This is a genomic window from Ruegeria sp. CE9 (assembly GCF_056537425.1).
Map to the genome: position 1 here is coordinate 199,109 of NZ_JBQFRO010000002.1, position 23,880 is coordinate 222,988.

Consider the following 23,880-nt stretch of genomic DNA (forward strand, 5'->3'; position numbering starts at 1 on the left):
AATTGTCTCAAATCTTGCGGGCAACGACAAATCGCCGGGCGTCGCGAGCGGGAAAACTATCTTGTTCGACCAGTTCGAACCCGGCCCACCGTATGGCGCTGTCCAGCTCATGCTCGGACATGAAACGCACGAAAGGGGCCTTTCCCAGCAACTGCATGACAGGCAGCGCAAGCCTTATGGCCTGAAACCGAAGGCTTGCACCATGTGCAGGGGGGCAAAATGTCTTTGAAATGAACAGACCGCCCGGCTTGAGCGACCTATGTATCTGTTTCAACCCTCCCTCTAGGTCCTCCAGCAGATGCAGCAAATTGAAGGCCATCGCGACATCGAATTTTCCAGAGGGCGGTGTATTCGCCTCGGCCCAGACGAATTTCACATTCGTGACGTCTTGCTCAGCGGCGTGTTTGCGCCCGACGTCCAACATGGCCTGCGACACATCGGTGGCGGTGATCGAGCCGGCGAATTTTGAAAGGCGCAAGGCGGTCATCCCGGTGCCGCAGCCAAGCTCGAGCACGTCATCTGATTTTTGCAGATATGAGGCGGTTCGTTCCAGCGTATGCTCGTACGAGGCCATATCCTTGATGGGTGAGCGGGCATATTTTTCTGCCACGCCATCCCAAAACTTTGCAGCGGTCGTCATAGGGTGTCTCCTTTGACTCACTAGGTAGCTATGCACAGATCGAATAGGAATTGCCGAATATTGCAGAACGCTTATACATATTTGCATGAACAATCTCAGTGACTTTGACTGGAACCACATCAGGGCGTTTCTCGCCACAGCCGAAACAGGCTCACTATCTGCAGCCGCGCGCCAATTGGGGCAGACGCAACCCACACTCAGCCGACAGATCGCTGCGCTTGAGGTAGATCTGGGATTGATGCTGTTCGAACGCATTGGTCGATCCTTGGAGATTACGCAAGCCGGAATGGAGTTGTTGGATCACACGCGCGAGATGGGCGAAGCCGCCAATCGTATTTCTCTGACCGCATCCGGGCAGGCGCAATCCATCGAAGGGCTGGTTCGCATCACCGCCAGTGACGTGATGGCCGCCTATATCCTGCCCAACTTGCTGCGAGATATTCGCGCCCAGGCCCCACGTTTGCACATAGATGTGATCGCATCGAACGACATTCGCGATTTGATGCGGCGTGAGGCAGATATCGCCATCCGACACGTGCGCCCGGACCAACCCGACCTCATCGCAAAGCTTGTGCAGGAGGCTACCGGGCATTTCTATGCCACCACAGAATATCTGAACCGCGTCGGGCGCCCCCGGAATACATTGGACCTTTCACAGCACGAGTTTATCAGTTTCGGCGATACCACCCAGATGATCGCCTATCTGAAACCCTTGAGTATTCACCTGTCTGATGAGAATTTCCGGCTGGGTTCACAAAACGGGCTTGTGGCATGGGAATACGCAAAACATGGCTTTGGGATCGCGCCAATGTCTCAGGTCGTCGGCGATGCAACGCCCGGGATGGAACGCGTTCTGCCGGAGATGGAGCCGATCACATTTCCCGTCTGGCTCACTACCCATCGTGAATTGCACACCAGTCGCCGCATTCGGCTGGTCTTTGATCTGTTGGCTGAATATCTGTCCAAATGAAAAACGCGCCCGAAGGCGCGTCGTTCAGATACAATCTGAGGGGCTCTACCCGCGCAAGGTGCCACCGGTTGCCTTGGTGACCTTAGCGATGATCTTTTCAGCCACGGCCTCGATATCTTTTTCCTTAAGTGTCTCGTCCGAAGGCTGCAGACGCACGGTGATGGCCAGTGATTTCTTGCCTTCGCCAAGGCTGCCGCCAATGAACTCGTCAAAGACGCGCACATCCTCGATCAACGCCTTGTCGGCACCCGCCGCCGCATTCACCAGCGTCAATGCCTCGACATCTGCATCGACCACAAAGGCAAAGTCCCGTTCAACAGCCTGCAGGTCACGCAGCTCCAAGGCGGAACGGGTTGCACCGGATTTGCGCGGCATCGGCACCTGATCCGGCCAGATGGTGAACGCCATTGCCGGACCCTTGATATCCATCGCCTGCAACACGCGCGGATGCAGTTCACCAAAGACACCCAGAACCTTTTTCGGACCCAGGCAAATCTTACCGTGCCGACCGGGATGCCACCAGGCATCGCCGCCACGAAGGATCTGAACCTTGGCGGGCGCACCAATGGCGGCAAGCACCGCCTCTGCGTCGGCTTTGGCATCAAACAGGTCAACGGGGCGGGAGGAACCATGCACGTCCTTGGGACCGTTGCGGCCCACCAACAGACCGGTGATCTGCGTCTGCTGATCCCCGGGCTCGCCATCATGGAACACGGGCCCGACTTCGAACAAAGCCAGATCGGCATAGCCCCGAGCCTGATTGCGTGCCGCCGCTTGTAGCAGACCGGGCAACAGATCGGGGCGCATATGGCTCATCTCGGACGAGATCGGGTTTTCCAGCATCGTTGCCGCGTCACCGCCCCCAAACAAGGCTGCCGAGGCCTGATCGATGAAGGTATAAGACACACATTCATTATACCCCAGCGCAGCGCAGGTCCGGCGCGCCATCGACTGGCGGCGCTGCGTGGGTGTCATAACCGGCTTGGGAATCCCCGCCGTGGTGCGTGGCAGAGGAATACCCTGCAGCTTGGTCAGAGATGCGATACGCGCGACCTCTTCCACTAGATCGGCCTCACCCATGATATCCGGACGCCAGCTGGGCACATGCGCCATCTCGCCGTCCAAGCGGAAGCCCAAACGAGTCAGCGTCTGCCGCTGCTCGCTTTCCGGGATCTCCATCCCGACCAGAGACTGCACCCGCGCTGCGTCCAGCTTGTAGGCCCGCGCATGGTTCGGCGCTTTGCCCGCCTCGACAACATTCGAAGCTTCACCGCCGCAGATATCCAAAATCATCTGCGTTGCATGCTCTAACCCTTCGCGCGTGTATTCGGGGTCAACCCCACGTTCGAACCGATACCGCGCGTCCGAGTTGATCTTCAGTGCACGGCCCGTCAGGGCGATCTGCACATGATCCCAGAACGCACTTTCCAGAAAGACGTTCACTGTCTCCTCAGTACAGCCGGTTTCTTCGCCACCCATGATACCAGCAATCGATTCCGGACCTTTGTCGTCCGAAATCACCATCATGCCGGGCTGCAGAGTGTATTCCTTCTCATCCAGCGCCACCAGTTTCTCTCCACCCTCAGCGCGGTGCACCCGCAAATTGCCCTGCACCTTGTCCGCATCAAACACGTGCAGCGGGCGATTGTGGTCGAAGGTCATGTAGTTGGTGATATCGACCAAAGCCGAGATCGGACGCAGGCCAATCGCCTTCAGCTGATCCTGCAACCATTGAGGGCTGGGGCCATTCTTCACGCCCTTGATCAGACGCCCAGTGAAATGTGGTGCGCCATCCAGCGTATCCTCGTCAATCGACACTTTGATCGGGCTTTCAAAGTCCCCCGGCACGGGGACATAGTCACGCACCTTCAGCGTGCCCAATCCACGGGCTGCCAGATCGCGCGCAATACCCGCAACACCCAGCGCATCGGGGCGGTTCGGCGTGATCGCGATCTCGATCATCGGGTCAATCTTGGACGGATCATTCTCGGCCAGCCAGTCGACGAATGTGTCACCCACCTCGCCCGAGGGCAGCTCGATAATGCCATCATGCTCGTCCGATAGCTCAAGCTCGCGCTCAGAAGCCATCATGCCAAAGCTTTCGACGCCGCGAATCTTGCCGACGCTGATCGTGATATCAAGACCCGGGATATACATGCCCGGTTTGCAGACCACGACGGTGATTCCTTCGCGCGCATTGGGTGCACCACAGATGATCTGTAGATCACCCTCATCCGTTTCCACCGTACATACGCGCAGCTTATCCGCGTCGGGATGCTTTTCCGCGTGTTTCACATGGCCTAGCGTAAAGCCTGCCAGCCGATCCGCCGGGTTCACGATCTCTTCGACCTCGAGCCCGAGATCGGTCAGCGCTTCTGCGATCTCATCGACCGAAGCGTCAGTGTCGAGGTGGTCTTTCAGCCAGGAAAGTGTGAATTTCATCGGTCGGGTTCCGCCAGTAGATCTCGGGTCAGACCGCACTTACCGGATTATCCGCACATGGGAAAGAGGGCGCGCCTACTCTTCGAGGACTGTGTTGGTCACAGTGTCCGATCCGATGAACACTGCCAGAATACGCGCGATCCCGTCGCCGCTGTTTTCACCGGCATGGGGCGAGTTCAGTGCCTCGGCCACCGCATCGCCGGCCTTGAACACCTTGATCCCCGCAGGGCCGTAATCCACGGTGATTTCCCCTTCGAGGATATAGCCCACCAGTGGCGCCTCATGCCGATGGGTGCCGGTTTTCTGACCCGGCTCAAGGGTGACGATGGCCATGGTGATCTCGGGTGTGCCGTCGGGATAGACCAGAGGTTCGCCTGCCACCGTGGTGCTTGTCTGCAATAGCAATTCAAGCGGCGGATAGGCCTCATGGGCCAGCACCGGAAGCGATGTGAGCACGAACATGAGAGGCAGAAATAAACGCATGAAATGGCTCCTATTCAGCAAGACTACGGATATGTTGGTGCCCGGCCTAGCAGTTCGTCCAATTGCCGTCCAATCCAGCCATGCGGGATGAAATGCCCGCCGGGATGGATATCCAACACCACTTGGCCTTGCGCACAATCCGTCCATTCCACACGGCTGAGGGTCAGGAACGGCTCAACACTCCAATCCCCGCGCGGGGTCGCGCCGTTGCAGCGGAATTTCTCGCGCCACAGCGCCACCGGATAGGTGGTGTCTCCGCCCGGTCCAAAGGGATAATCCATCACCGTGTCGTCCAACCCATGCACATGGCGCGCCTCGGTTGGGGCTTCGGGGCAGTCCTCGGTCTGGCGAATGCTGCCTGCCACGGCCAGCAAGGCGGCCACGTCGTTGCCCGACTGGCACACATAGCGCCACGCCATCGCGCCGCCAAAGGAATAGCCCGAAACATAGATGCGGTCAGTATCAATCGGATAGCGTTTGGCGACATCCTCCAACACGGCATCCGCGAATGGCACATCCTCGGTACCCGAGCGCCAGAAATCCCAACTCTTGCCGCGCCCGTTCGGGGCCACCAACAGCACACCCCGCAGCTTGGTCGCGCCCGCGATGCGCTGATGGTTTACCACCACGGTTCCCTGCCGCGCCCATCCGTGGAAATGCAGCAGCACCGGCAGAGGCGTCTCACCATCCCAACCCTCAGGCTCCAGCACATGATACGAGCGGTCGCCGACCTCACAGGCGGTATCGCCGTGGCAATCAGTGTTCCACGGCCCCATGGCCAATGCCGGGGTTGCGGTTAGCAGAAGAAGAAGCAGTCGATAAATCATGCGCCCGACCCTAACGAGACTTTCCCCGCTGTCACATAACATATCGGTGTAAACCAAACGCAGCCCGCATGTAGGCCGGGCTTCAGCCTGGCACGCACAACATGGTGGGCTAAAGCCCACCCTACATCAAATTATATTCGCTAACCGCGCTACTGCGCTCAGAAACCCTTGGTTCCATTTATCTTGTGCCAATAGGTTACTAGTTCAACCCAAACAGGCGGCACAATAAGACTCAACGAAAAGGTTAGTATCGCAGCGCCGAGAAAATAAGTGGCGTAGGTGTGTAGACGCTCGACCTGCCAGATGAACCCAGTGATTTTTTTCTCCCACTGGCTCAACTCGAGTTTTTCAAATCGCCTATTAACCGTCACATCCATGTGCTTCATCGATAGCAAGTAGAGCCAGATCGCAACCAAAAGTGTAGAAAGACCAACCAACAGGCCGGGTGCAAAAAGATCACTGTTTTTGAGCATCCCCAATCCAGTGATCTTTTCAGCCAAACCAACCACGCTTGCAGCCCCGAGGAGTCCAGACGCTACCGTCAGACCTCTTTGTGATCTAGCTTGTAAGTTTCCTAATATCTGTAACGAGCGGTCAACTCGGTTTACTTCCCAAGTACATTTGCTCTCGGCAGAACATAGTGGGCAATTTGTCGTATAACCATCAGAGCTATCGCAAAACGACCCATGCTCCCGGCACAAGTATCTTCCGCGATTGACGCTCAGAAAGTGATAGATCACCGCGACAAACCACCATGCAGGTTCGGCATATCCAGCGCTGCAAACCCATAGTGCCGCAGCCAACGCAGGTCAGAATCAAAGAACGCCCGCAAATCCGGAATCCCGTATTTCAGCATCGCCAAACGGTCGATCCCGATCCCGAAGGCAAAGCCCTGATAGACCTCAGGATCAATGCCACCAGCGGCGATGACCTTGGGGTGGACCATGCCCGAGCCCAGAATCTCCATCCAGTCGTCGCCCTCGCCGATCTTCAGCTGACCGTTATCCCAGGAACAGCGGATATCGACCTCGGCCGACGGTTCGGTGAAGGGGAAATGCGAGGCGCGGAAGCGCAGTTCGACGTCGTCGACTTCGAAGAACGCCTTTACGAACTCTTCCAGAACCCATTTCAGGTTCGCCATCGAGATGTCTTTGTCGATGGCAAGCCCTTCGACCTGATGGAACATCGGCGTGTGGGTCTGGTCGTAGTCGGCGCGATACACACCGCCCGGACAGATCACGCGGATCGGTGCACCTTGCTGCTCCATCGAGCGGATCTGCACCGGCGAAGTATGGGTGCGCAACACATGCGGCGGGCGATTATCGCCCTCGGCGCGGTGCATGTAGAACGTGTCCATCTCGGCCCGCGCAGGATGGTGCCCGGGAATGTTCAGCGCGTCGAAGTTGTACCAGTCATCTTCAATGCGCGGCCCTTCGGCCACCGAGAATCCCAGTTCGGCAAAAATCGCTGTCAATTCCTCGGTCGCCTGGCTGACCGGGTGGATCGAGCCCTGACGGCGTGCGCGGGTCGGCAGAGTGACGTCCAGCCATTCGGTGCGCAGACGCTCATCCAGCGCGGCATCGGCCAGCGCGGCCTTTTTCGCAGAAAGCGCCGAGTTGATCTCATCCTTCAGAGCGTTCAACGCGGGGCCTGCGACCTGACGCTCTTCGGGGGTCATCTTGCCGAGCTCGCGCATTTTCAGCGCGACCTCGCCTTTTTTGCCCACAGCAGCGACGCGGATCGCCTCAAGCGCGTTTTCATCGCCTGCTTCGGCGATTTGGCCCAGATATTTTGCCTTAAGATCGTCCATGACGCCCTCTGAATTTGGTCGCCAACCTGCTATCGGCCCCGCCCCGTGAATGCAAGCGGGACGGAGGGGATCAATAGCTGTATTCGGGGAAAATCCGGGTCAGGTCGCCATTCCAGTCGCCATTGTAGTGATCCAGCAACTCATCTGCTGGTACCTTGCCCGTATCGATGCTGTCCTTGAGCGCGTTCAGGAAATGCGTCTCGTCCTGCACCAGTCCACCTGCGCCGGGGCACGCGCGTGCCTTCAGGCCAGCTTCGGATATCGAGACCACTTCACGCGCCAGATCATGCATATTGATGTTGCCAACCTGCGCTTGCAGACCATCCTTGGCAGCCTCAACCCGAAGGGCTTCGCGCGTCTCAGCATCCCAACCTTTGACCAGATCCCAAGCGGCATCTAGCGCGCCCTGATCATAGGTCAGACCGACCCAAAATGCCGGCAGCGCACACAGGCGACGCCATGGGCCACCATCGGCGCCGCGCATCTCCATGAATTTTTTGATCCGCGCCTCGGGGAAGGCCGTGGTCAGGTGGTCAGCCCAGTCTGAAAGCGTTGGTGTCTCACCCGGCAGCGCGGGCAGCTTGCCCTGCAGGAAGTCGCGGAACGACATGCCCAGCGCGTTGATATATTCACCGTTGCGATAGACAAAATACATCGGCACATCGAGCGCGTATTGCACATAGCGCTCAAACCCGAAGCCCTCTTCGAACACAAAGGGCAGCATGCCCGTCCGTGCATCGTCGAGATGCCGCCAGATATAGCTGCGCCAACTTTTCTGGCCGTTCACCTTGCCCTCGAAGAATGGGGAATTTGCGAACAGCGCTGTCGCCACCGGCTGAAGGGCCAGTGCAACGCGCAGTTTCTGCACCATGTCCGCCTCAGACCCAAAGTCGATATTGACTTGAACGGTACAGGTACGCCGCATCATGGCGCGACCCATGGTGCCGACTTCTTCCATATAGTCGTTCATCAGTCGGTAGCGGCCCTTGGGCATCAACGGCATCTCATCATGGGTCCAGATCGGAGCCGCGCCCAGACCGATAAAGCCTACGCCGATCTCGTCAGCGATGTCTTTTACCTCGCGCAGATGGATGTTCACTTCGTCGCAGGTCTCGTGGATCGTCTCCAGCGGAGCACCCGACAGCTCCAATGCGCCGCCCGGCTCCAGGCTGACATTCGCACCATCCTTCTGAAGCCCAATCAGATGCCCGGCTTCGCGTACTTCCGCCCAACCGTGGCGGTCGCGCAAACCTTCCAATACGGCCACGATGGACCGTTTGCCCTCAAACGGCAGCGGCTTCAGCGTGTCTTTGCAATAACCGAACTTTTCATGCTCGGTACCGATGCGCCAATCATCCTTGGGCTTGCAGCCCGATTCCAGATATTCGGCCAATTGCTCGTGGCGTTCGATCGGTCCGCCGCCGGACTGGGGGATGGACATGTGACCCGTGCTCCGATCCTGATGTGTCTGTCTTCGGCTCAGTCCTGAGCGCAAACCGCGCGAGTGTCAATGCAGCCTAAGGTGGGCTGGTCGTGATGGCGTGCGTTCCCAGATCACCACCGGATGCGTCGCTCGACCGTTGAGTTCCGACAGCATTTGCTCGGTTTTCAGCCCCGGAAGCGCTGAGAAGACATCAAACAGCGACTCGGCCCCTTCAGCGTTCACCGGAATGTGAAGTGTCGGCTGCCCCGGCTGGTCCAGAACCCAAAGCGCGGGGCGCGAGGTCGGGTCCAACGCCAACCGCTCAATCTCACGCGCAGCGACCATCCCCCCGTCAAGCGGGCCCAGATAGGTGATCTGGCCTTCATCGATGGTCACAACACCGGGACCGCCTGCACTATTGCGAAAGCGCGCGCGCTGTAATCCGATCACGGCCAGAGCGACCGAGATCGCAATCAACAGCCATCCCAACCACGCAAGCAATCCACCGGGGCCGCTGATCCAACTGAGGCCGAGGATCAGAACAAACCCTGCAACCAGCACTTCGCGCCAGCGCCACAGGGCCAGCTTGGCTTCGGGTCGGATGAAACTCATGCCACGTCCTCCGGGTGTTTGAACAGGATTAGCGAGTAATGGCCCGCAGGCTGGAACCCAATCGATATATAGGCACGCGCTGCGGCATCGGAAGCTGCAAAGAGAACAGCGCGAGACACCCCGGCATTACGTGCCTCGACCAGATGCAGCGCAACGGCGAGACGCGCAAAGCCCCTTCGACGCAATTCGGGTGGCGTATAGACACCGCCGATCTGTACGATCTCGGGCAAGCTGGCGTTGAACCCGGTCATGGCGACGGGGTCACCGTCAATCAGCAAAACGCGATGTGAGTTGCGCTCAATATATGATTGAATGTCTTTGCTGGACTGTTTTCTCGCCCGTGCTGCATCAAAATCCATGGCTTCAATCAGGTAGCTTTCCCGCCACCTTTCAGTAACCGCACGTTTGGCATCAGTGAGGGGAATGAGCTCAGCACCATCTGGATCTGGCACTTGGAGCTGATCCAGCGCCAAGAAAAACCCCGGCTCATCGCTATTGAGAGTCGCCGGTCGATCCTGCCACCCCGCAAGCTGCATAATCCGTCGCGCCTGCGTGGCCTCGGCGGCGATACCAAACAGAGCCCTGCCTCGAGTGAGCGAGATCGCGTTGATGAGCTCAGCGTCAGTGCATTCAGGACATTGCGGCAACAGCATGCCTTCGTTTGTGATCGCGAAGACATCACGAGGACCATCACCCAGAACCCAGACATTCAACGCGCGTGGATCAACGCTGTGCAGGCCGTGATCGCGCAAGTTGGCCAAAGGAAACATGGATGTCTGGATGTGCCGGGAAAAAAACGTGTCGATCTCGGGCAGGTCTGCCTCCTGCGCTGGTCGCCACGTCACACCCAATCCCCCAACGCCTGCTGCCACATTGTCATCGCTGCAACGGCTGCAGTATCGGCGCGCAGGATACGTGGGCCAAGGCTGACCACATGAGCGAATGGCAACTCCGCCAATCGCCTACGCTCACGCTCTGAAAACCCGCCTTCAGGACCAATCAGGATGGCCCAGGGTTTTCCTTTCTCAGTCTCTGCCAAGCGCAGGGCTGAGCCAACTTCGGCCTCGTCACAAAACATCAATTGGCGGTTTTCGGACCAATCACCAAGGATGTGTTCCAGACGCTGCAGGTCGGTGACCTCAGGCACATATGTTCCACCACACTGCTCGGCCGCTTCCACAGCATGGGCCTGCAGGCGGTCCCGTCGGATGCGTTCAGAATTGGTGAATTCGGTTTGGACCGGGATGATCCGCGCAGCACCCATTTCGGCTGCCTTTTCAACGATAAAGTCAGTACGTGCCTTCTTGATCGGCGCAAAGAGCAGCCACAGGTCAGGCGGTAATTGCAGCGGCTTTGTCTGATCAACACAGGAAAGCGCGCCACCGCGCTTGCCCGCTTCGACGACCTCAGCCCGCCACTCGCCATCCTGACCGTTGAACAAGGCAACTTGACCTCCAATCGACAGCCGCATGACGCCGAACAGGTAATGTGCCTGCTCGCGCGTCAAAGGAACCGATTGCCCCGGACCCAAAGGGTGCTCTACATAAAGTCTGATCTTCGCAGTCATGAGACCCTACATATGCAAGGCAATGCCCCAACACCAGACGGTCAAGTCGCTGACGCAGTATCCGGCAACTGGGTCGATACTCACGCACCTGCATTTGCTCGCCCTTATCTGCGACTCAGCCGGGCTGATCGGCCCATCGGCACTTGGCTGCTACTGATCCCCTGTTGGTGGGGGCTGGCGCTGGCGATCCTGAGCGATGGCCAACCTCGGTGGGAAGACCTCTGGATCGCCATCGGCTGCGCCATTGGGGCTTTTCTGATGCGCGGCGCGGGCTGTACGTGGAATGACATCACGGATCGGGAGTTTGACGGGAAGGTCGAGCGCACCCGCTCGCGCCCTATCCCATCGGGTCAGGTCAGTGTGCGTCAGGCCGTGTTCTGGATGGTGTTGCAGTGTCTGCTGGCCCTGGCAATCTTGCTGACCTTCAATAGGGCGGCGATTGCGATGGGAGTGCTCTCACTGCTACCAGTCACCATCTATCCCTTTGCGAAACGCTTTACATGGTGGCCACAGGTTTTCCTGGGGCTGGCTTTCAACTGGGGGGCGCTGCTGGCCTGGGCGGCCCATACCGGCGCGGTCGGTTGGCCCGCGATCCTGCTCTACCTGTCAGGAATCGCCTGGACGCTATTCTATGACACGATCTATGCCCATCAAGATGCCGAGGATGACGAACTGATCGGCATCAAGTCCACTGCCCGGCTGTTTGGCAACGACACCGCGCGCTGGCTTAAATACTTTCTGATTGGAACCGTCAGCCTGATGGGACTTGCGATTGTCGATGCGGCTTTGCCTGAGGCTTCGGTGCTCGCTTTGGTGGTGGCCCTGGGTGGACCTTGGGCGATGGGGTGGCATCTAGCCTGGCAATTGCGAGGTTTGGATACGGAAGACAACGCCAAATTGTTGCAACTGTTTCGGGCCAATCGCGACACCGGCTTGATTCCGCTGATCTTCCTCTGCGTCGCCCTTTTCCTCTGATTGCACCTCTGGTTCGGGCTCTGTATGAGTCCGGAACCAACCGCCCGAGGAGTTTCGATCCAACCCATGCGTCTGCCCTACGCCCTTGCCGTTGCGTTGATCTTCGCGGTGACTGCCCTGCTGTCATTGGTGGCCGCCGGCTTTGCTGTTAGCAAAATCGAAGACGCATCGGAGTTTGCCGTACGCCGGGCGTTGAACCTGCAGGGGCATGACTGGGCCGAAGTGCAATCCGATGGCCTTCGTGTCGTGTTGACGGGGACCGCGCCTGATGAGGCCACCCGATTCAACGCCCTGACCGCTGCCGGAACCGAGGTCGAAACCTCACGCGTGATCGATGAAATGGAAGTCGCACCCACCGCTGACCTAACGCCGCCGCGTTTCTCGGCCGAAATCCTGCGCAATGACAGCGGAATTTCGATCATAGGGCTGGTGCCTGCCGAGTTGGATCGCGATGATCTGATCGAACATCTTCAGCGCCTCGATCCAAGTGCTCGGGTTTCGGACCTGATGGAAAGCGCTGATTATCCCAAGCCAGATGGCTGGGATCAGGCCATCGACTATGCGATTGATGCGCTCTCGGATTTGCCACGTGCCAAGATTTCTGCCAGCCCCGGGCTTGTACGCGTCACCGCCATCGCGGACAGCCAACAGGAAAAAGAGCGGCTTGAGCAGAACCTGAACCGCGCCGCGCCGCCGGGTCTGCGCATAGGCCTTTCGATCTCGGCGCCCCGCCCAGTGATTACGCCCTTTACGCTGCGATACCTGATCGATGAGGTTGGCGGGCAATTTGATGCGTGTTCAGCGCAGGACGAAGATGCGCGAGATATCATTGTTGGAACAGCACAAGAGGCAGGGCTGACGGGCCCCTATTCTTGTAAAATCGGATTGGGCGTGCCTTCCCCGCGTTGGGCCAATGCGGCACAGTTAAGCATCCGGGCCTTGGCTGAACTCGGCAAAGGATCGATCACGCTGTCGGATGCAGATATCACACTCGTCGCAGCACAAGACACCAACCCGTTGGAGTTCGACCGCATTGTGGGAGAGCTCGAAAACGCGCTGCCTGAGGTCTTTGTCCTGCATGCGGTCTTGCCTGAGCCCGAACCGGACGACCCATCAGGGCCTGTTGAGTTCGTGGCAACGCGCAGCCCCGAGGGGCTGGTGCAATTGCGGGGCCGTGTAGGTGACGAAACTCTGCGCGAAATGACCGACAGCTTTGCCCGCGCTGCTTTCGGATCTTTGCAAGTTCACACCGCAACCCGGATCGCGCCGGACCTGCCCGCAGATTGGCCAGTGCGTGTACTCGCTGGGCTGGAGGCTTTGTCAGAGCTACACAACGGTGCGCTGACCGTGACGCCGGACAATGTCGCCTTGTCTGGTATCAGCCATGATCCCGACGCCAAGGCACGGATCGCCGGCATGTTGTCGGATAAGTTGGGTGAGGCGCAGGAATACGCCCTGTCGATCACCTATCAGGAGCCCCCTGCACCCGCAGATGCGCCTCCTGATCCTGAGGTCTGCGAAGAACAGCTCGCAGAGGTTCAGGCCGCCAGCAAAATCGCATTCGAACCGGGCTCAGCCACCGTCGCCGCAGAATCTCGCGATGCCCTGAACCAGATTGCTGACATCCTGCGCGAATGCGGTCCGATCCGGTTGGAAATTCAGGGCCATACCGACAGCCAAGGCCGTGAGGAAATGAACGAGCAGCTCAGCCAGGCGCGGGCGCAATCGATCCTGAATGAATTGCGCGGGCGGCGTGTGCCTACGTCCAGCTTTTCAGCGGTCGGCTATGGTGAGACCCAGCCCATCGCCGACAATGAGACCGAAGAAGGCCGCGAAGAAAACCGTCGCATTGAGTTCCGCTTGATCCGGCCTGAGCCGGTCGCAAATTCCGAAACCGGACTTGAGGCGATGGAAACCGAGACCGAAACACCTGAAACCGACGCACCGGATGCGGGCGCAGAGGACCAGTAAGTTGAACAGAACAGAATTCATCATCGCCACCGCCATAATCCTGTTCGCCGCTTTCTGTATGGGATGGTTCGCCAATTGGTTGGCCCATCGCCTGTCACGTGTCCGTCAAAGCGACGTGGCCGATCTGGATCGCATGAGCCAGGAGTTGCACGAGGCAGAGGAAACCCGCGATCAGGCGATCACTTACCTGCAACAGCGTGAGGCGGAACTGACCAATCAGTTGACGCAGACTGAGGCAGAGTTGAACGCAGCAATGGAAGGATTGCGCGCCGCGCGGCAGGAAGCCGAAGAGATGCGTGGGCGGATCAACAACGCAGACTGACTTACCAGCGCGTCAACGCATCCTCATCCTCATCCTTCGCGGTGACCCATTCAGCTCCGGATGTGGTGATTTCTTTCTTCCAGAACGGCGCGCGGGATTTGAGGTAATCCATCAGATACTCCGCCGCTTCAAACGCATCCTTGCGATGCGGTGCGGCGGTGGCAACCATCATGATCCGGTCCCCCGGAGCAAGCCGTCCGTGGCGATGGATCACCAGCACATCACCCAGTGACCAACGTGTGAGCGCCTCTTCTGCGATCTTTGTCAGGGCACGTTCGGTCATGCCCGGATAATGCTCGATCTCCATCACATCCAGATCGCCAGTGGCCAGATCGCGCACAACGCCCGTAAAGGTCACGATGGCCCCATTGGCGTCGTTTCCGGCGGCAAATGCGTTCGCCTCGGCCCCTAGATCGAACGGAGCCTCTTGCACGACGATACGCACTTTATCCACCCGTCATGGGTGGGAAAAAGGCGACCTCGCGCACTCCGGATAGCGAAGCATCAAAATCCGAAAGCTCCTGATCAAGCGCCACGCGAAGGGCCGACAGATCAGCAAATGCTGCGGCATAGCGATCTTCGCGCGCGCTGAGTTCAGCGACCAGGTCGTTAACCGTGGCAGCCTCGGTCTCGACTTTCTCTTTCGGCAGGCCGATGCGTTCACGCACCCAGGCGAAATACAGCACGTCCATTGCTTAGCTCTCCTTCAGGTGGGGCATGGCTTTACGTAGGTAGTCATAGCCAGTGATCAATGTCAGCGTTGCGGCAATCCACAGCAACCACAGACCAATGCGACCAGACCAGAACATGCCTTCAAGATGCCATCCTATGTGGCCCACATCTTCCACCTGCCCGGTCAGGACCTGATCTATGGTAGCCGCATCCATGCCGAACGTGGCCATTACAAAGTGATGTTCGAATATGCCCTGCGAGAACAGGATGGCGATGGCAACCATTTGCGCCGTCGTTTTCCACTTGGCCAGCTTCGTGACTTTCAGTGTTCCAGCCACATCACCCAAGTATTCCCGCAGACCTGAAACAAACACTTCGCGAAACAGAATGACCGTTGCGGGCAGTACCAGCCATGGCGTCCAGTGTTCGGTTGAGTACCCCACCAGGATCATCAACGCGATCACAACCATCGCCTTGTCGGCGATCGGATCCAGCATGGCTCCGATCTTGGTTTCCTGCTTCCAGGCGCGTGCGAGATAGCCGTCAAACCAATCAGTGATGGCCGCAGTCAGGAACAGGATCAGCGCAAACCAATCCGCATAGGGGCGCGTGAAATACAGAAACATCACGGCAAGACCGGGGGCCGCCACAAGGCGCAGAACGGTCAGAATATTGGGCAGGTTCCATTTCATGGCTTGGACCCTACATCGCCGGTTCAAGACAGAAAAGACAAGGCCGCAAAAAACTAACCACGCACAAGCGTTTGGCCCGCAGCACGTCACAGAGTCGCAACAGTTGCGAGGCGATCAGATACATCTTGGCATCGTGCGGCTTTGGGGCCAGATTGGCGATCGGCCCGGCCTGAAAGTACCAGAACCCAACATGACACCGAATATTCAAACTGATCCCCGATCAAATCTGATCGGCAGCGCCTGGATGATTGCCGCCATGGCTTTGTTCGCAATTGAAGACGCGCTGCTGAAGGGCGCGTCGGCAGATCTACCAATCTGGCAAGTATTAGTTCTATTCGGCGCAGGTGGGTCGGTGATTTTCGCCTGCGCGGCAACCTTACGCGGTGGGCGCTTGTTTCATCCCGACGTTTTGTCTGGACCCATGAAAATCCGCGTGTTTTTTGAAATCCTCGGCCGGATGTTCTATTTACTGGCAATCGCTCTGACACCACTATCCTCAGCAACGGTAATTTTGCAGGCAACGCCACTGGTCGTGGTCGCTGGTGCAGCGCTGTTTTTTGGAGAGACCGTGGGCTGGCGACGCTGGAGCGCTATCGCAATTGGCTTGGTCGGTGTGATCGTCATCATCAGGCCAACGGGCGATAGCTTTACGATGCTGTCATTGCTGGCTGTGTTGGGGATGCTGGGGTTTGCAGGTCGCGATTTGGCCAGCCGCGCCGCACCAGCCACTTTGGGAGCTGACGTGCTGGGCTTCTATGGGTTCCTCTCGGTCGTTGTGGCGGGGATCGCCTATCGCTTTTGGGAAGGCACACCGATGGAGGCTTTGACCGGCCAAACAGGGATCTACATTGCTGCGGCAGTGGTAATCGGGACGATTGCCTACGCGTCACTCATGAAAGCGATGCGTACAGGCGAAGTGTCTGCAGTAACGCCATTCCGCTATTCCCGACTTTTGTTCGGGATCGGGCTGGGTGTTTTCCTGTTCCAAGAGAGATTGGATCAAACCATGTGGATCGGCTGCGCGCTGATTGTGGCCTCGGGGCTTTATATTCTCTGGCGTGGTCGAAAAGCCTAACCCTTATCGTGGAAGAAATCATAGACCTTCTGCGCCAGCCCGGCAGAGATTCCATCGACCGCTTTCAAGTCCGCCAAGTTGGCGCGGCTTACGGCTTTGGCACTGCCGAAATGGGCCAATAAGGCCCGCTTTCGCGCGGCACCAACGCCTGGGATTTCATCCAAGGGCGTCGCACCCACAGCTTTGGCCCGCTTGGCGCGGTGCGTGCCGATGGCAAAGCGGTGTGCTTCGTCCCTTAGGCGCTGGATGAAATACAAAACAGGATCGTTACGTTTCAAGGCAAAGGGGCGCTGACCGGTACGGTGGAACTCTTCCTTGCCGTGGTCGCGGTCGACGCCTTTGGCAACGCCGATCATCGGGATATCTTCGACGCCGTGGGCCTGCATAATCTCCTGCACAGCACTCACCTGCCCGGCGCCGCCATCGATCAACAGTAGATCAGGCCACAGACCCTTGTCGCGATCCGGATCTTCTTTTTGCAGACGGGTAAACCGGCGGGTCAAAACCTCTTTCATCATCCCAAAGTCATCGCCCGGTGTCAGATCGTCACCTCGGATGTTGAATTTGCGATAGGCGTTTTTCATGAAGCCTTCAGGGCCCGCGACGATCATGCCGCCAACCGCGTTGGTGCCTTGTATGTGAGAGTTGTCATAGACCTCGATCCGGGCCGGCGGGCCGTCCAGATCGAACGCCTCCGCCACGCCTCGCAGCAGCTTGGCCTGAGTAGCGCTTTCCGACATGCGGCGCGCCAAAGACTCTCGTGCATTGCGCAGCGCACCTGCGATCAGTTCCTGCTTTTCGCCACGCTGGGGCACTAGGATTTCCACCTTGCGCCCTGCCTTTTCCGAAAGCGCCTCTTGCATCAGATCAGCGTTCTCGATGGCATCGGACAGGATCAACTGCCGTGGGGGTTCCTTGTTGTCATAGAACTGTCCAAGGAACGCCTCCATCACCTCAGCTGGCGATACGTCCGCGCCGACGCGCGGATAAAAGTCCTTGTTCCCCCAGTTCTGATTGGCGCGGATAAAGAACACCTGAACACAAGCCTGCCCGCTATCCATATAGAGGCCGATGACATCAGCCTCAGTCACACCGCGCGGGTTGATGCCTTGGCTGGTCTGCACTTGAGTCAGCGCCCGGATGCGGTCGCGCAGACCAGCAGCGCGCTCGAATTCCATCGCTTCGGAGGCTGCCATCATCTGGTCGGCCAAATCTTCCTGCACCTTGGTGGATCGGCCAGATAGGAACCGTTCAGCATCTTTGACGCTTTCGCAGTACTCAGCCTCGGAGATTAAGCCAACACATGGCCCAGAACAGCGCTTGATCTGGTAGAGCAAGCAAGGCCGGGTTCGACTGTCGAACATGGAATCCGAGCAATTCCGTAGCAGGAATGCTTTCTGCAACTGGTTCAACGTCCGGTTCACGGCACCCGCGCTGGCGAATGGTCCGAAATAGGCGCCCTTTTCCTTCTTGGCACCACGATGTTTCTTGATCTGCGGAAATGCATGATCCTTGGCAACCAAAATGTTCGGAAAGCTCTTATCGTCACGCAGCAGGACGTTGTATTTCGGTTTGAGCTGCTTGATCAGGTTTTGTTCAAGCAACAACGCTTCGGTCTCGGTCCGCGTAGTCAGGAACATCATCGAGGCGGTCGCCGCGATCATCTTCTCAATCCGTCCCGAATGCCCGGGCCGCGTATAGTTCGACACCCGCACCTTCAGGTTCCGCGCCTTACCCACATACAGAACACGGCTATCCGAATCCAGCATTCGGTAAACACCTGGCGAGCTGTCCAGCGTTTTCACATAGCGCTGGATACAGGCATAGCCGGTGGCTTGGTTCGACGAATCGGGATCGGTGGTGGCGGTCATGTGTCAGAGATATGATTCTCTGACCATGGCTGCAATCTTGCGCGTTTCAGATCAAGAGAAAACAAATCCACGACTTCTGTGGATAACTGTGCAGATAACTTTTGGGGCATCGCGATTTTCCCTTGAATCCTTGCCTATTCGTTGATCTGCACAAAAAATAGGCAGTATTTTATACTGTTGTTTTTAAACGTTATTTTTTCTAACGCGAGACAAGTGTATGAAAATTAAGACATTTTTGTAACGCTAACATAACGGGAACGAGAGCGGTGCAAAACTTGCGGCGGATATACCTATTCTACGCCCAGAACATCCGGGGTCTGCCAGCCCAGATGCTGCCCACCATCCACGCACAGAAGCTGGCCGGTAACAGCATGCGCATCCAGAAAATACCCCAGTGCAGCAGTGATATCTGACGGGTTGGATCCGCGTTCCAGAATTGTGTTCTGACGCTGGGCGCTAAAGTGCTTCTCGCTCTGGCGATGACCCTGCAAGGTCGGCCCCGGACCAATTGCATTCACGCGGATTGCAGGCGTAAGAGCCTGTGCAGCGGTCCGGGTCAGAGCCCACAGGCCCATTTTGGCGATCGTATAAGACATGAATTCGGGCGTAAGCTTACGTACCCGCATATCGACCATGTTAACGATCAGGCCAACAGCCCGGGGTTCACCCTGATCATCAAGCTCTGGCGCCAACCCTTGTTCGGCCATTGCTTGCGTCAGTACAAACGGCGCGCGCAGGTTGCTGTCGAGATGCCTGTCCCAGCTTTGGCGCGTGGCTGTATGAATATTGTCGTATTCAAAGATAGACGCATTATTGACCAAACAGGTGATCGACCCACCCAACGCCTCAGCAGCGCTGGGGAGCAATGTACTGACGCGGCTTTCATCAAGTAAGTCAGCCTGCAGCGCAATTGATTTCCGGCCCAGCGCCTGAATGTCTTCGACCGTCTTATGCGCAGCCTGTTCCGAACTTGAATAGTGTACCGCCACATCCATGCCGCGCTGCGCCAGGTACAGCGCCATGGCACGGCCAAGACGCATGCCTGCACCTGTTACCAATGCTCGGGTCATAGGTACTCTCCTCGAAAGTCAGGCTAACAGGCTTGCTACATAGATCACATAGAGTGCTGTCAAGATCAGGCCCCAGACGCGCGTGATATCTTTCTTGAAGAACACAAATGGCACCAGCAAAAGCGAAGAGCCCAACATCACCCACAGATCGAACCGCAGGAATTCGGGGTCGACAGGTATACGCCCAAACAAGGTCGCGATGCCAACAATGGCCAGCAGATTGAACATGTTCGATCCAATGACATTGCCCAAAGCCACATCCGCCTGTCGCCGCAATGCGGCCATCACGGTCGTGGCGAGTTCGGGCAATGACGTCCCAACCGCGATCAACGTAAGCCCGATTACCGTTTCGCTCACACCATAGTTCCGCGCAATGATTGTGGCATTGTCGACCAACAGATGCGCGCCCATAGGCAGACCAATGAGGCCGAGGATCAGATAGACCGCGACTTTCCAATAGGGCATGTCGGGGTCTGCTTCCTCAAGCCCCTCAAGCTCTTCCTCATCGGCACAGTCCTCTCCACAGGCTTTGCGGTGGGCACGTGCCTCGCGAAAGGCATTGGCCAGCACCAAAGCCAAAGCCGCCAACAGGATCGCCCCGCTGACCAGATTGAAGACGCCGCAAAAGGCCAGTCCGATGAACAGGACCGATGCAAGCAGCATGAAGACGTAATTCTTACGGCTGTCACATTCGCTTGTGTGCAGGGTTGCCAACAATGCGGGCAGACCCAGAACCAGCAAAATATTCGCCGTATTCGATCCCACCACGTTACCCAGTGCAATGCCCGGCGCATTTTCCTGGATCGCACTGATTGCGATCAAAAGCTCGGGGGCGGATGTTCCAAAGGCTACAATTGTCAGGCTGACAATCAGGGCAGGCACACCCAGTCGCAGGCTAAGGTTAACGGCCCCGCGCACCAGCGCATCACCTGCCAGAAGAAGGATCAGCAGACCAAGGCCCGAGAACAGCCACGCCGTCATCCGCGGCCTCCTTTTTCACACGGGCACGGGCCTTTGCCGATCCGAAAGCGTCCGCACCGCGGGCATTTCGCGGAGCTCAGCCGCTTCTGCCCCGGAAAGCGTAGCTTGCCGAACATCGCCAGAACGCCCATGGCGATCAGGAACAGGGTGACTGCCTTGATGATCACGTTACAACCCGAAACGCGCGTAGGCGGCACGCTCCTCAATCCCGGCGATTGCATCCTGCGCCAGCGTCGCGCCGAAGCGAGACCAGATCGGCTTGCGCATTCCATAGCGGCGGAACCTGACCTTTTCGCCGAACTTTTCCTGCATCTTGGGTTTCAGATGGGCAATCCCATCGATCAGGCCCAGCTCTTGCGCGCGGCGGGCCAGCCAAACCTCGCCGTTGAACAGATCAGCGCTGTTATCCAGCTTGCCGTCCCGACGGGTTTTGACATGGGCGATGAAATTCTCGTGGATATCGCCAAGTAGCACTTTGAGGCGGGCGACGTCTTCTTTCTTTTCCGGTGCAAACGGATCAAGCATCGATTTCGACTGACCCGCAGTATGGACACGCCTTTCAAACCCTTGACGGGCCAGAAAGACATGCGCGCCAAATCCTGAAGAGATCACCCCGATCGATCCCAGAACCGAGCTGTCATCGGCCCAAATCTCATCCGCAGATGCCGCCAGCCAGTAACCGCCTGAGGCTGCCACGTCTTCGACAAATGCGTAGACGGGTATCTCAAGTTCATCCGCCAGCCGTCGGATACGCGCTCCGATCAGTGAACTCTGGACCGGTGATCCGCCCGGCGAATTGACCTCAAGCGCGACAGCAGCAGGCTTGCCCTTGCGAAAGGCTTTTTCCAGCACTGGTGCTAAGGCGGTTGCATTCATCGATCCGCGTCCGGCCATCCCGATGGCGCCGGACAGGCGAACAACGGCCACGAGCGGCGGCTTTTTCATGAAAGGCAGGCTGAGTTTCATGGAAGCCGATGTAGAGCGCGCCGGGGTCGTAAACAAGAGACCCGCAGGGCCATAAACGCGACGTGAACGAATTTCACACACCCGGTCGGCAAAAATGCAACGCCCTAGCTACGGATGCGCCAACCGGTTTTGAATATCCAGCCTACGATCGCAAGGCAGATGCCGGTGAAAGCAATGATGGCCAGAAGGCTCCAGAATATGGGCACATCAGCGATCCCATAGAACGACCATCGGAACCCAGAAATCAGATAGACCACGGGGTTAAACAGCGTGATCGTCTGCCACAGCGGCGGCAGCATTGATATAGAATAAAATGTCCCGCCCAGAAAGATCAGCGGCGTTACGACCAGTTGCGGAACAAGCGACATCTGTTCAAAATTACCGGCCCAGATACCGACAATGAAGCCCAGCAGCGAAAAGCTGAGGCAGGACAAAACAAGGAATGCCGCCATGGCAAACGGGTGTTCTATGCGTATGTCGACAAAGAATGTCGCTGTCGCCAAAATGACGAGACCAACAAACAGCGCCTTTGTTGCCGCCGCGCCCACATATCCGATCACGATTTCAATGAAGTTGATTGGTGCAGACAACAGTTCGTAAATCGTGCCCAAAAACTTAGGGAAATATATCCCAAATGACGCGTTCGAGATCGACAGCATCACCACGGACAGCATGATCAGACCCGGCACGATGAAAGCCCCGTAAGACACACCTTCGATCTCTTGGATGCGGCTGCCGATGGCCGTGCCGAAGACCACGAAATAGAGTGAGGTCGACAAAACCGGCGACAGAAAGCTCTGCGCGAGAGTGCGGAAGAACCGGGCCATTTCGAACCGGTAGATGGCGATGATAGCGGACCAGTTCATGCGGGTTCTCCGGACACGAGGTTGACGAAGATCTCTTCAAGGCTCGACTGTCGGGTCTGCACATCGCGCAAGATCAACCCGGCCTGAGCGACATCGTTCAACAAGGTGGTAATGCCGGTGCGTTCGGCATTGGTATCATAAGTATAGATCAGTGCATCACCCGCACCATTCAGCGTCAGTTGATGCTCGGACAAGCTTTCGGGAATGGCCGAAACAGGTTCGGTCAGCATGACCTCGATCTGTTTCTTACCCATCTGCGCCATCAGCGTGTCTTTGTCTTGCACCAGCAAAAGCTCACCCTTGTCGATCACGCCTACGCGGTCAGCGATTGCTTCGGCCTCTTCGATATAATGGGTTGTCAGGATGATGGTGACGCCAGCCTGTTTCAGTTCTGCCACGATCTCCCACATGTCCTTGCGAAGCTCGACATCGACGCCAGCGGTGGGTTCATCCAGAAACAGCACCCGGGGCTCATGCGCCAAGGCCTTGGCGATCAACACACGGCGTTTCATACCGCCAGACAATTCCTTGATCGAATTGCGGCGCTTGTCCCAAAGGGACAGTTTTCGCAGAATTTCCTCGATCCGGGCGTTGTCACCGCTGTGACCAAACAGCCCGCGTGAGAAACGGACGGTATTCCAGACCTTTTCAAACGGCTCCAATGCGATCTCTTGCGGCACTAGCCCGATCATCTTGCGCGCAGCGCGATATTCGGTCTGGATGTCATAACCACCAACAGTGACCGACCCAGCGCTTGGGGTCGTGATCCCGCAAACGGTCGAAATCAAGGTTGTTTTTCCAGCACCGTTGGGGCCCAGCAGCGCCAGAATCTCACCTTCTTCAATGTCCAGAGACACGCCTTTCAGCGCCTCAAAACCATCGGCGTAGGATTTCCGCAAATCGCGGATGGACAAAATGGTGGTCATGCGTTCCCTCGTTCTGGCCCCGCAACTTATCGCGGTAGACGATTATGGAACAGTCCAATTCCGCACAATGTCATGCGCATTTATGTAACGCTTACTCTCGCCCAGTCAGGCGGCCTAGCCACCCCTTTTTGGTTTCTTCCTCGTCGCCTTCGTCTTCCGGCGGTGGTCCTTCGAAATGCTCTTGCAAGTTGGTAAAGAACTGATCGGCCATCTTCTTGGCAAATCCGTCGATCAGACGGCTGCCAAGTTGCGCCAGTTTGCCACCCACCTTGGCGTCGACCTCATAGGTCAGCAGGGTGCCACCGGCCTCGCTGGGCGCGAAGGTTACATTTGCACTGCCTTTGGCAAAGCCTGCAGCGCCGCCTTTACCCTCACCGGCGATGGTCAGGCGTTCGGCCTCAACCATGTCGGACATGGTCACCGTCCCTTTGAACGTCGCCTTCACCGGCCCAACCTTCTGCACCACAGTTGCATGATACCCTTCGGTCGGATCGCCAGTAATCTCTTGCGCGCCGCTGATGCAGGCCTTCAGCACCTCTGGGTCGAGCAGCGCAGAATAAACAGCTGCAGGTGCTGCCTGAATTTCACGAGTATCGCTTAGCTGCATCTGGGAACCTCTTTTCAAACCTAGGACAGACCTAGCCCTGAATTGTCTACGCAGGCAACCCAATTGCCTGGGCTTGGGAACTCTTCGCTTGCATTCACACCGCCATGCAGAA

General features: G+C 57.5%; 25 protein-coding genes. 5 read left to right on the plus strand and 20 right to left on the minus strand.

Going from position 1 to position 23,880, the window contains the following annotated elements; genetic code table 11:
• Positions 1-7: 7 nt before the first annotated feature.
• Entirely contained in the window at positions 8-640 is a 633-nt protein-coding gene (locus ACR0B3_RS05535) for a class I SAM-dependent methyltransferase (RefSeq protein ID WP_480808194.1), read from the minus strand.
• Between the two features lie 85 nt (positions 641-725).
• Here ACR0B3_RS05535 and ACR0B3_RS05540 point away from each other — a divergent pair, with 85 nt between their 5' ends.
• Entirely contained in the window at positions 726-1,610 is an 885-nt protein-coding gene (locus tag ACR0B3_RS05540; RefSeq protein WP_480808195.1) for a LysR family transcriptional regulator, read from the plus strand.
• Between the two features lie 45 nt (positions 1,611-1,655).
• Here ACR0B3_RS05540 and pheT read toward each other — a convergent pair whose 3' ends face one another.
• The 9 genes from pheT to ACR0B3_RS05585 form a co-directional block, all read right to left on the minus strand.
• Complete coding sequence (gene pheT / locus ACR0B3_RS05545; protein WP_480808196.1) at positions 1,656-4,052, minus strand: phenylalanine--tRNA ligase subunit beta; 2,397 nt, start codon at positions 4,050-4,052, stop codon at positions 1,656-1,658.
• Between the two features lie 75 nt (positions 4,053-4,127).
• Positions 4,128-4,535, minus strand: a complete 408-nt coding sequence (locus ACR0B3_RS05550; RefSeq protein WP_480808197.1) for a cupin domain-containing protein — start codon at positions 4,533-4,535, stop codon at positions 4,128-4,130.
• Between the two features lie 23 nt (positions 4,536-4,558).
• Positions 4,559-5,362 carry a CE1 family esterase gene (locus ACR0B3_RS05555; RefSeq protein ID WP_480808198.1) on the minus strand — a complete coding sequence of 268 codons (804 nt, stop codon included), beginning with the start codon at positions 5,360-5,362 and terminating at the stop codon, positions 4,559-4,561.
• A 158-nt stretch (positions 5,363-5,520) separates the two neighbouring features.
• The gene (locus ACR0B3_RS05560) at positions 5,521-5,871 is read right to left on the minus strand and encodes a hypothetical protein (protein WP_480808199.1); all 351 of its coding nucleotides are present in this window, start codon (positions 5,869-5,871) and stop codon (positions 5,521-5,523) included.
• 227 nt (positions 5,872-6,098) lie between these two features.
• The gene (gene pheS, locus ACR0B3_RS05565) at positions 6,099-7,172 is read right to left on the minus strand and encodes a phenylalanine--tRNA ligase subunit alpha (RefSeq protein ID WP_480808200.1); all 1,074 of its coding nucleotides are present in this window, start codon (positions 7,170-7,172) and stop codon (positions 6,099-6,101) included.
• A gap of 70 nt (positions 7,173-7,242) precedes the next feature.
• Positions 7,243-8,613, minus strand: a complete 1,371-nt coding sequence (locus ACR0B3_RS05570) for a glutamate--cysteine ligase (RefSeq protein ID WP_480808201.1) — start codon at positions 8,611-8,613, stop codon at positions 7,243-7,245.
• Positions 8,614-8,679: 66 nt separating this feature from the next.
• On the minus strand, positions 8,680-9,207 hold the full coding sequence (locus ACR0B3_RS05575) for a hypothetical protein (RefSeq protein ID WP_480808202.1): 528 nt from the start codon (positions 9,205-9,207) through the stop codon (positions 8,680-8,682).
• Complete coding sequence (locus ACR0B3_RS05580) at positions 9,204-10,052, minus strand: GNAT family N-acetyltransferase (RefSeq protein WP_480808203.1); 849 nt, start codon at positions 10,050-10,052, stop codon at positions 9,204-9,206. The genes ACR0B3_RS05575 and ACR0B3_RS05580 overlap by 4 nt, the downstream gene beginning before the upstream one ends.
• The gene (locus ACR0B3_RS05585) at positions 10,049-10,774 is read right to left on the minus strand and encodes a 16S rRNA (uracil(1498)-N(3))-methyltransferase (RefSeq protein WP_480808204.1); all 726 of its coding nucleotides are present in this window, start codon (positions 10,772-10,774) and stop codon (positions 10,049-10,051) included. The genes ACR0B3_RS05580 and ACR0B3_RS05585 overlap by 4 nt, the downstream gene beginning before the upstream one ends.
• 12 nt (positions 10,775-10,786) lie before the next feature.
• Between ACR0B3_RS05585 and ubiA the strand changes: the two genes are divergently transcribed.
• From ubiA to ACR0B3_RS05600, 3 genes are all read left to right on the plus strand, one after another.
• On the plus strand, positions 10,787-11,749 hold the full coding sequence (ubiA, locus tag ACR0B3_RS05590) for a 4-hydroxybenzoate octaprenyltransferase (RefSeq protein WP_480808205.1): 963 nt from the start codon (positions 10,787-10,789) through the stop codon (positions 11,747-11,749).
• A 66-nt stretch (positions 11,750-11,815) separates the two neighbouring features.
• Complete coding sequence (locus ACR0B3_RS05595; RefSeq protein WP_480808206.1) at positions 11,816-13,720, plus strand: OmpA family protein; 1,905 nt, start codon at positions 11,816-11,818, stop codon at positions 13,718-13,720.
• 1 nt (position 13,721) lies between these two features.
• The gene (locus tag ACR0B3_RS05600; protein ID WP_170395619.1) at positions 13,722-14,042 is read left to right on the plus strand and encodes a hypothetical protein; all 321 of its coding nucleotides are present in this window, start codon (positions 13,722-13,724) and stop codon (positions 14,040-14,042) included.
• A 1-nt stretch (position 14,043) separates the two neighbouring features.
• Here the strand turns inward: ACR0B3_RS05600 and ACR0B3_RS05605 are convergent, their stop codons facing one another.
• Genes ACR0B3_RS05605 through pgsA form a run of 3 tightly spaced genes read right to left on the minus strand, consistent with a single transcriptional unit; the run spans position 14,044 to position 15,406 of the window.
• Positions 14,044-14,487 carry a molybdenum cofactor biosynthesis protein MoaE gene (locus ACR0B3_RS05605; RefSeq protein WP_480808207.1) on the minus strand — a complete coding sequence of 148 codons (444 nt, stop codon included), beginning with the start codon at positions 14,485-14,487 and terminating at the stop codon, positions 14,044-14,046.
• 1 nt (position 14,488) lies between these two features.
• Positions 14,489-14,734, minus strand: coding sequence for a molybdopterin converting factor subunit 1 (moaD, locus tag ACR0B3_RS05610; RefSeq protein WP_170685205.1), 246 nt, complete (start codon positions 14,732-14,734; stop codon positions 14,489-14,491).
• A 3-nt stretch (positions 14,735-14,737) separates the two neighbouring features.
• Positions 14,738-15,406 (minus strand): CDP-diacylglycerol--glycerol-3-phosphate 3-phosphatidyltransferase, encoded by a 669-nt coding sequence (gene pgsA / locus ACR0B3_RS05615; protein WP_480808208.1) that lies wholly within the window; start codon positions 15,404-15,406, stop codon positions 14,738-14,740.
• A 190-nt stretch (positions 15,407-15,596) separates the two neighbouring features.
• Between pgsA and ACR0B3_RS05620 the strand changes: the two genes are divergently transcribed.
• A complete protein-coding gene (locus ACR0B3_RS05620; RefSeq protein WP_480808448.1) occupies positions 15,597-16,481 on the plus strand; it encodes a DMT family transporter in 885 nt (294 codons plus the stop codon).
• On the opposite strand, the gene uvrC is transcribed toward ACR0B3_RS05620, so the two are convergent.
• From uvrC to ACR0B3_RS05655, 7 genes are all read right to left on the minus strand, one after another.
• A complete protein-coding gene (gene uvrC, locus ACR0B3_RS05625) occupies positions 16,478-18,352 on the minus strand; it encodes an excinuclease ABC subunit UvrC (protein ID WP_480808209.1) in 1,875 nt (624 codons plus the stop codon). The two genes, ACR0B3_RS05620 and uvrC, sit on opposite strands and share 4 nt — an antisense overlap.
• Before the next feature lie 290 nt (positions 18,353-18,642).
• Positions 18,643-19,422, minus strand: coding sequence for an SDR family oxidoreductase (locus tag ACR0B3_RS05630; protein WP_480808210.1), 780 nt, complete (start codon positions 19,420-19,422; stop codon positions 18,643-18,645).
• An 18-nt stretch (positions 19,423-19,440) separates the two neighbouring features.
• Positions 19,441-20,403, minus strand: a complete 963-nt coding sequence (locus ACR0B3_RS05635) for a calcium/sodium antiporter (RefSeq protein WP_170722312.1) — start codon at positions 20,401-20,403, stop codon at positions 19,441-19,443.
• A 168-nt stretch (positions 20,404-20,571) separates the two neighbouring features.
• Positions 20,572-21,369 (minus strand): S49 family peptidase, encoded by a 798-nt coding sequence (locus ACR0B3_RS05640; RefSeq protein WP_170722317.1) that lies wholly within the window; start codon positions 21,367-21,369, stop codon positions 20,572-20,574.
• A gap of 104 nt (positions 21,370-21,473) precedes the next feature.
• Positions 21,474-22,235 (minus strand): ABC transporter permease, encoded by a 762-nt coding sequence (locus ACR0B3_RS05645; RefSeq protein WP_170685199.1) that lies wholly within the window; start codon positions 22,233-22,235, stop codon positions 21,474-21,476.
• Positions 22,232-23,161: an ABC transporter ATP-binding protein gene (locus tag ACR0B3_RS05650; RefSeq protein ID WP_170685198.1), complete on the minus strand. Its 930-nt coding sequence runs from the start codon at positions 23,159-23,161 to the stop codon at positions 22,232-22,234. Before ACR0B3_RS05650 ends, ACR0B3_RS05645 begins: the two co-directional genes overlap by 4 nt.
• A gap of 91 nt (positions 23,162-23,252) precedes the next feature.
• On the minus strand, positions 23,253-23,768 hold the full coding sequence (locus tag ACR0B3_RS05655; protein WP_480808211.1) for an SRPBCC family protein: 516 nt from the start codon (positions 23,766-23,768) through the stop codon (positions 23,253-23,255).
• Positions 23,769-23,880: the final 112 nt, after the last annotated feature.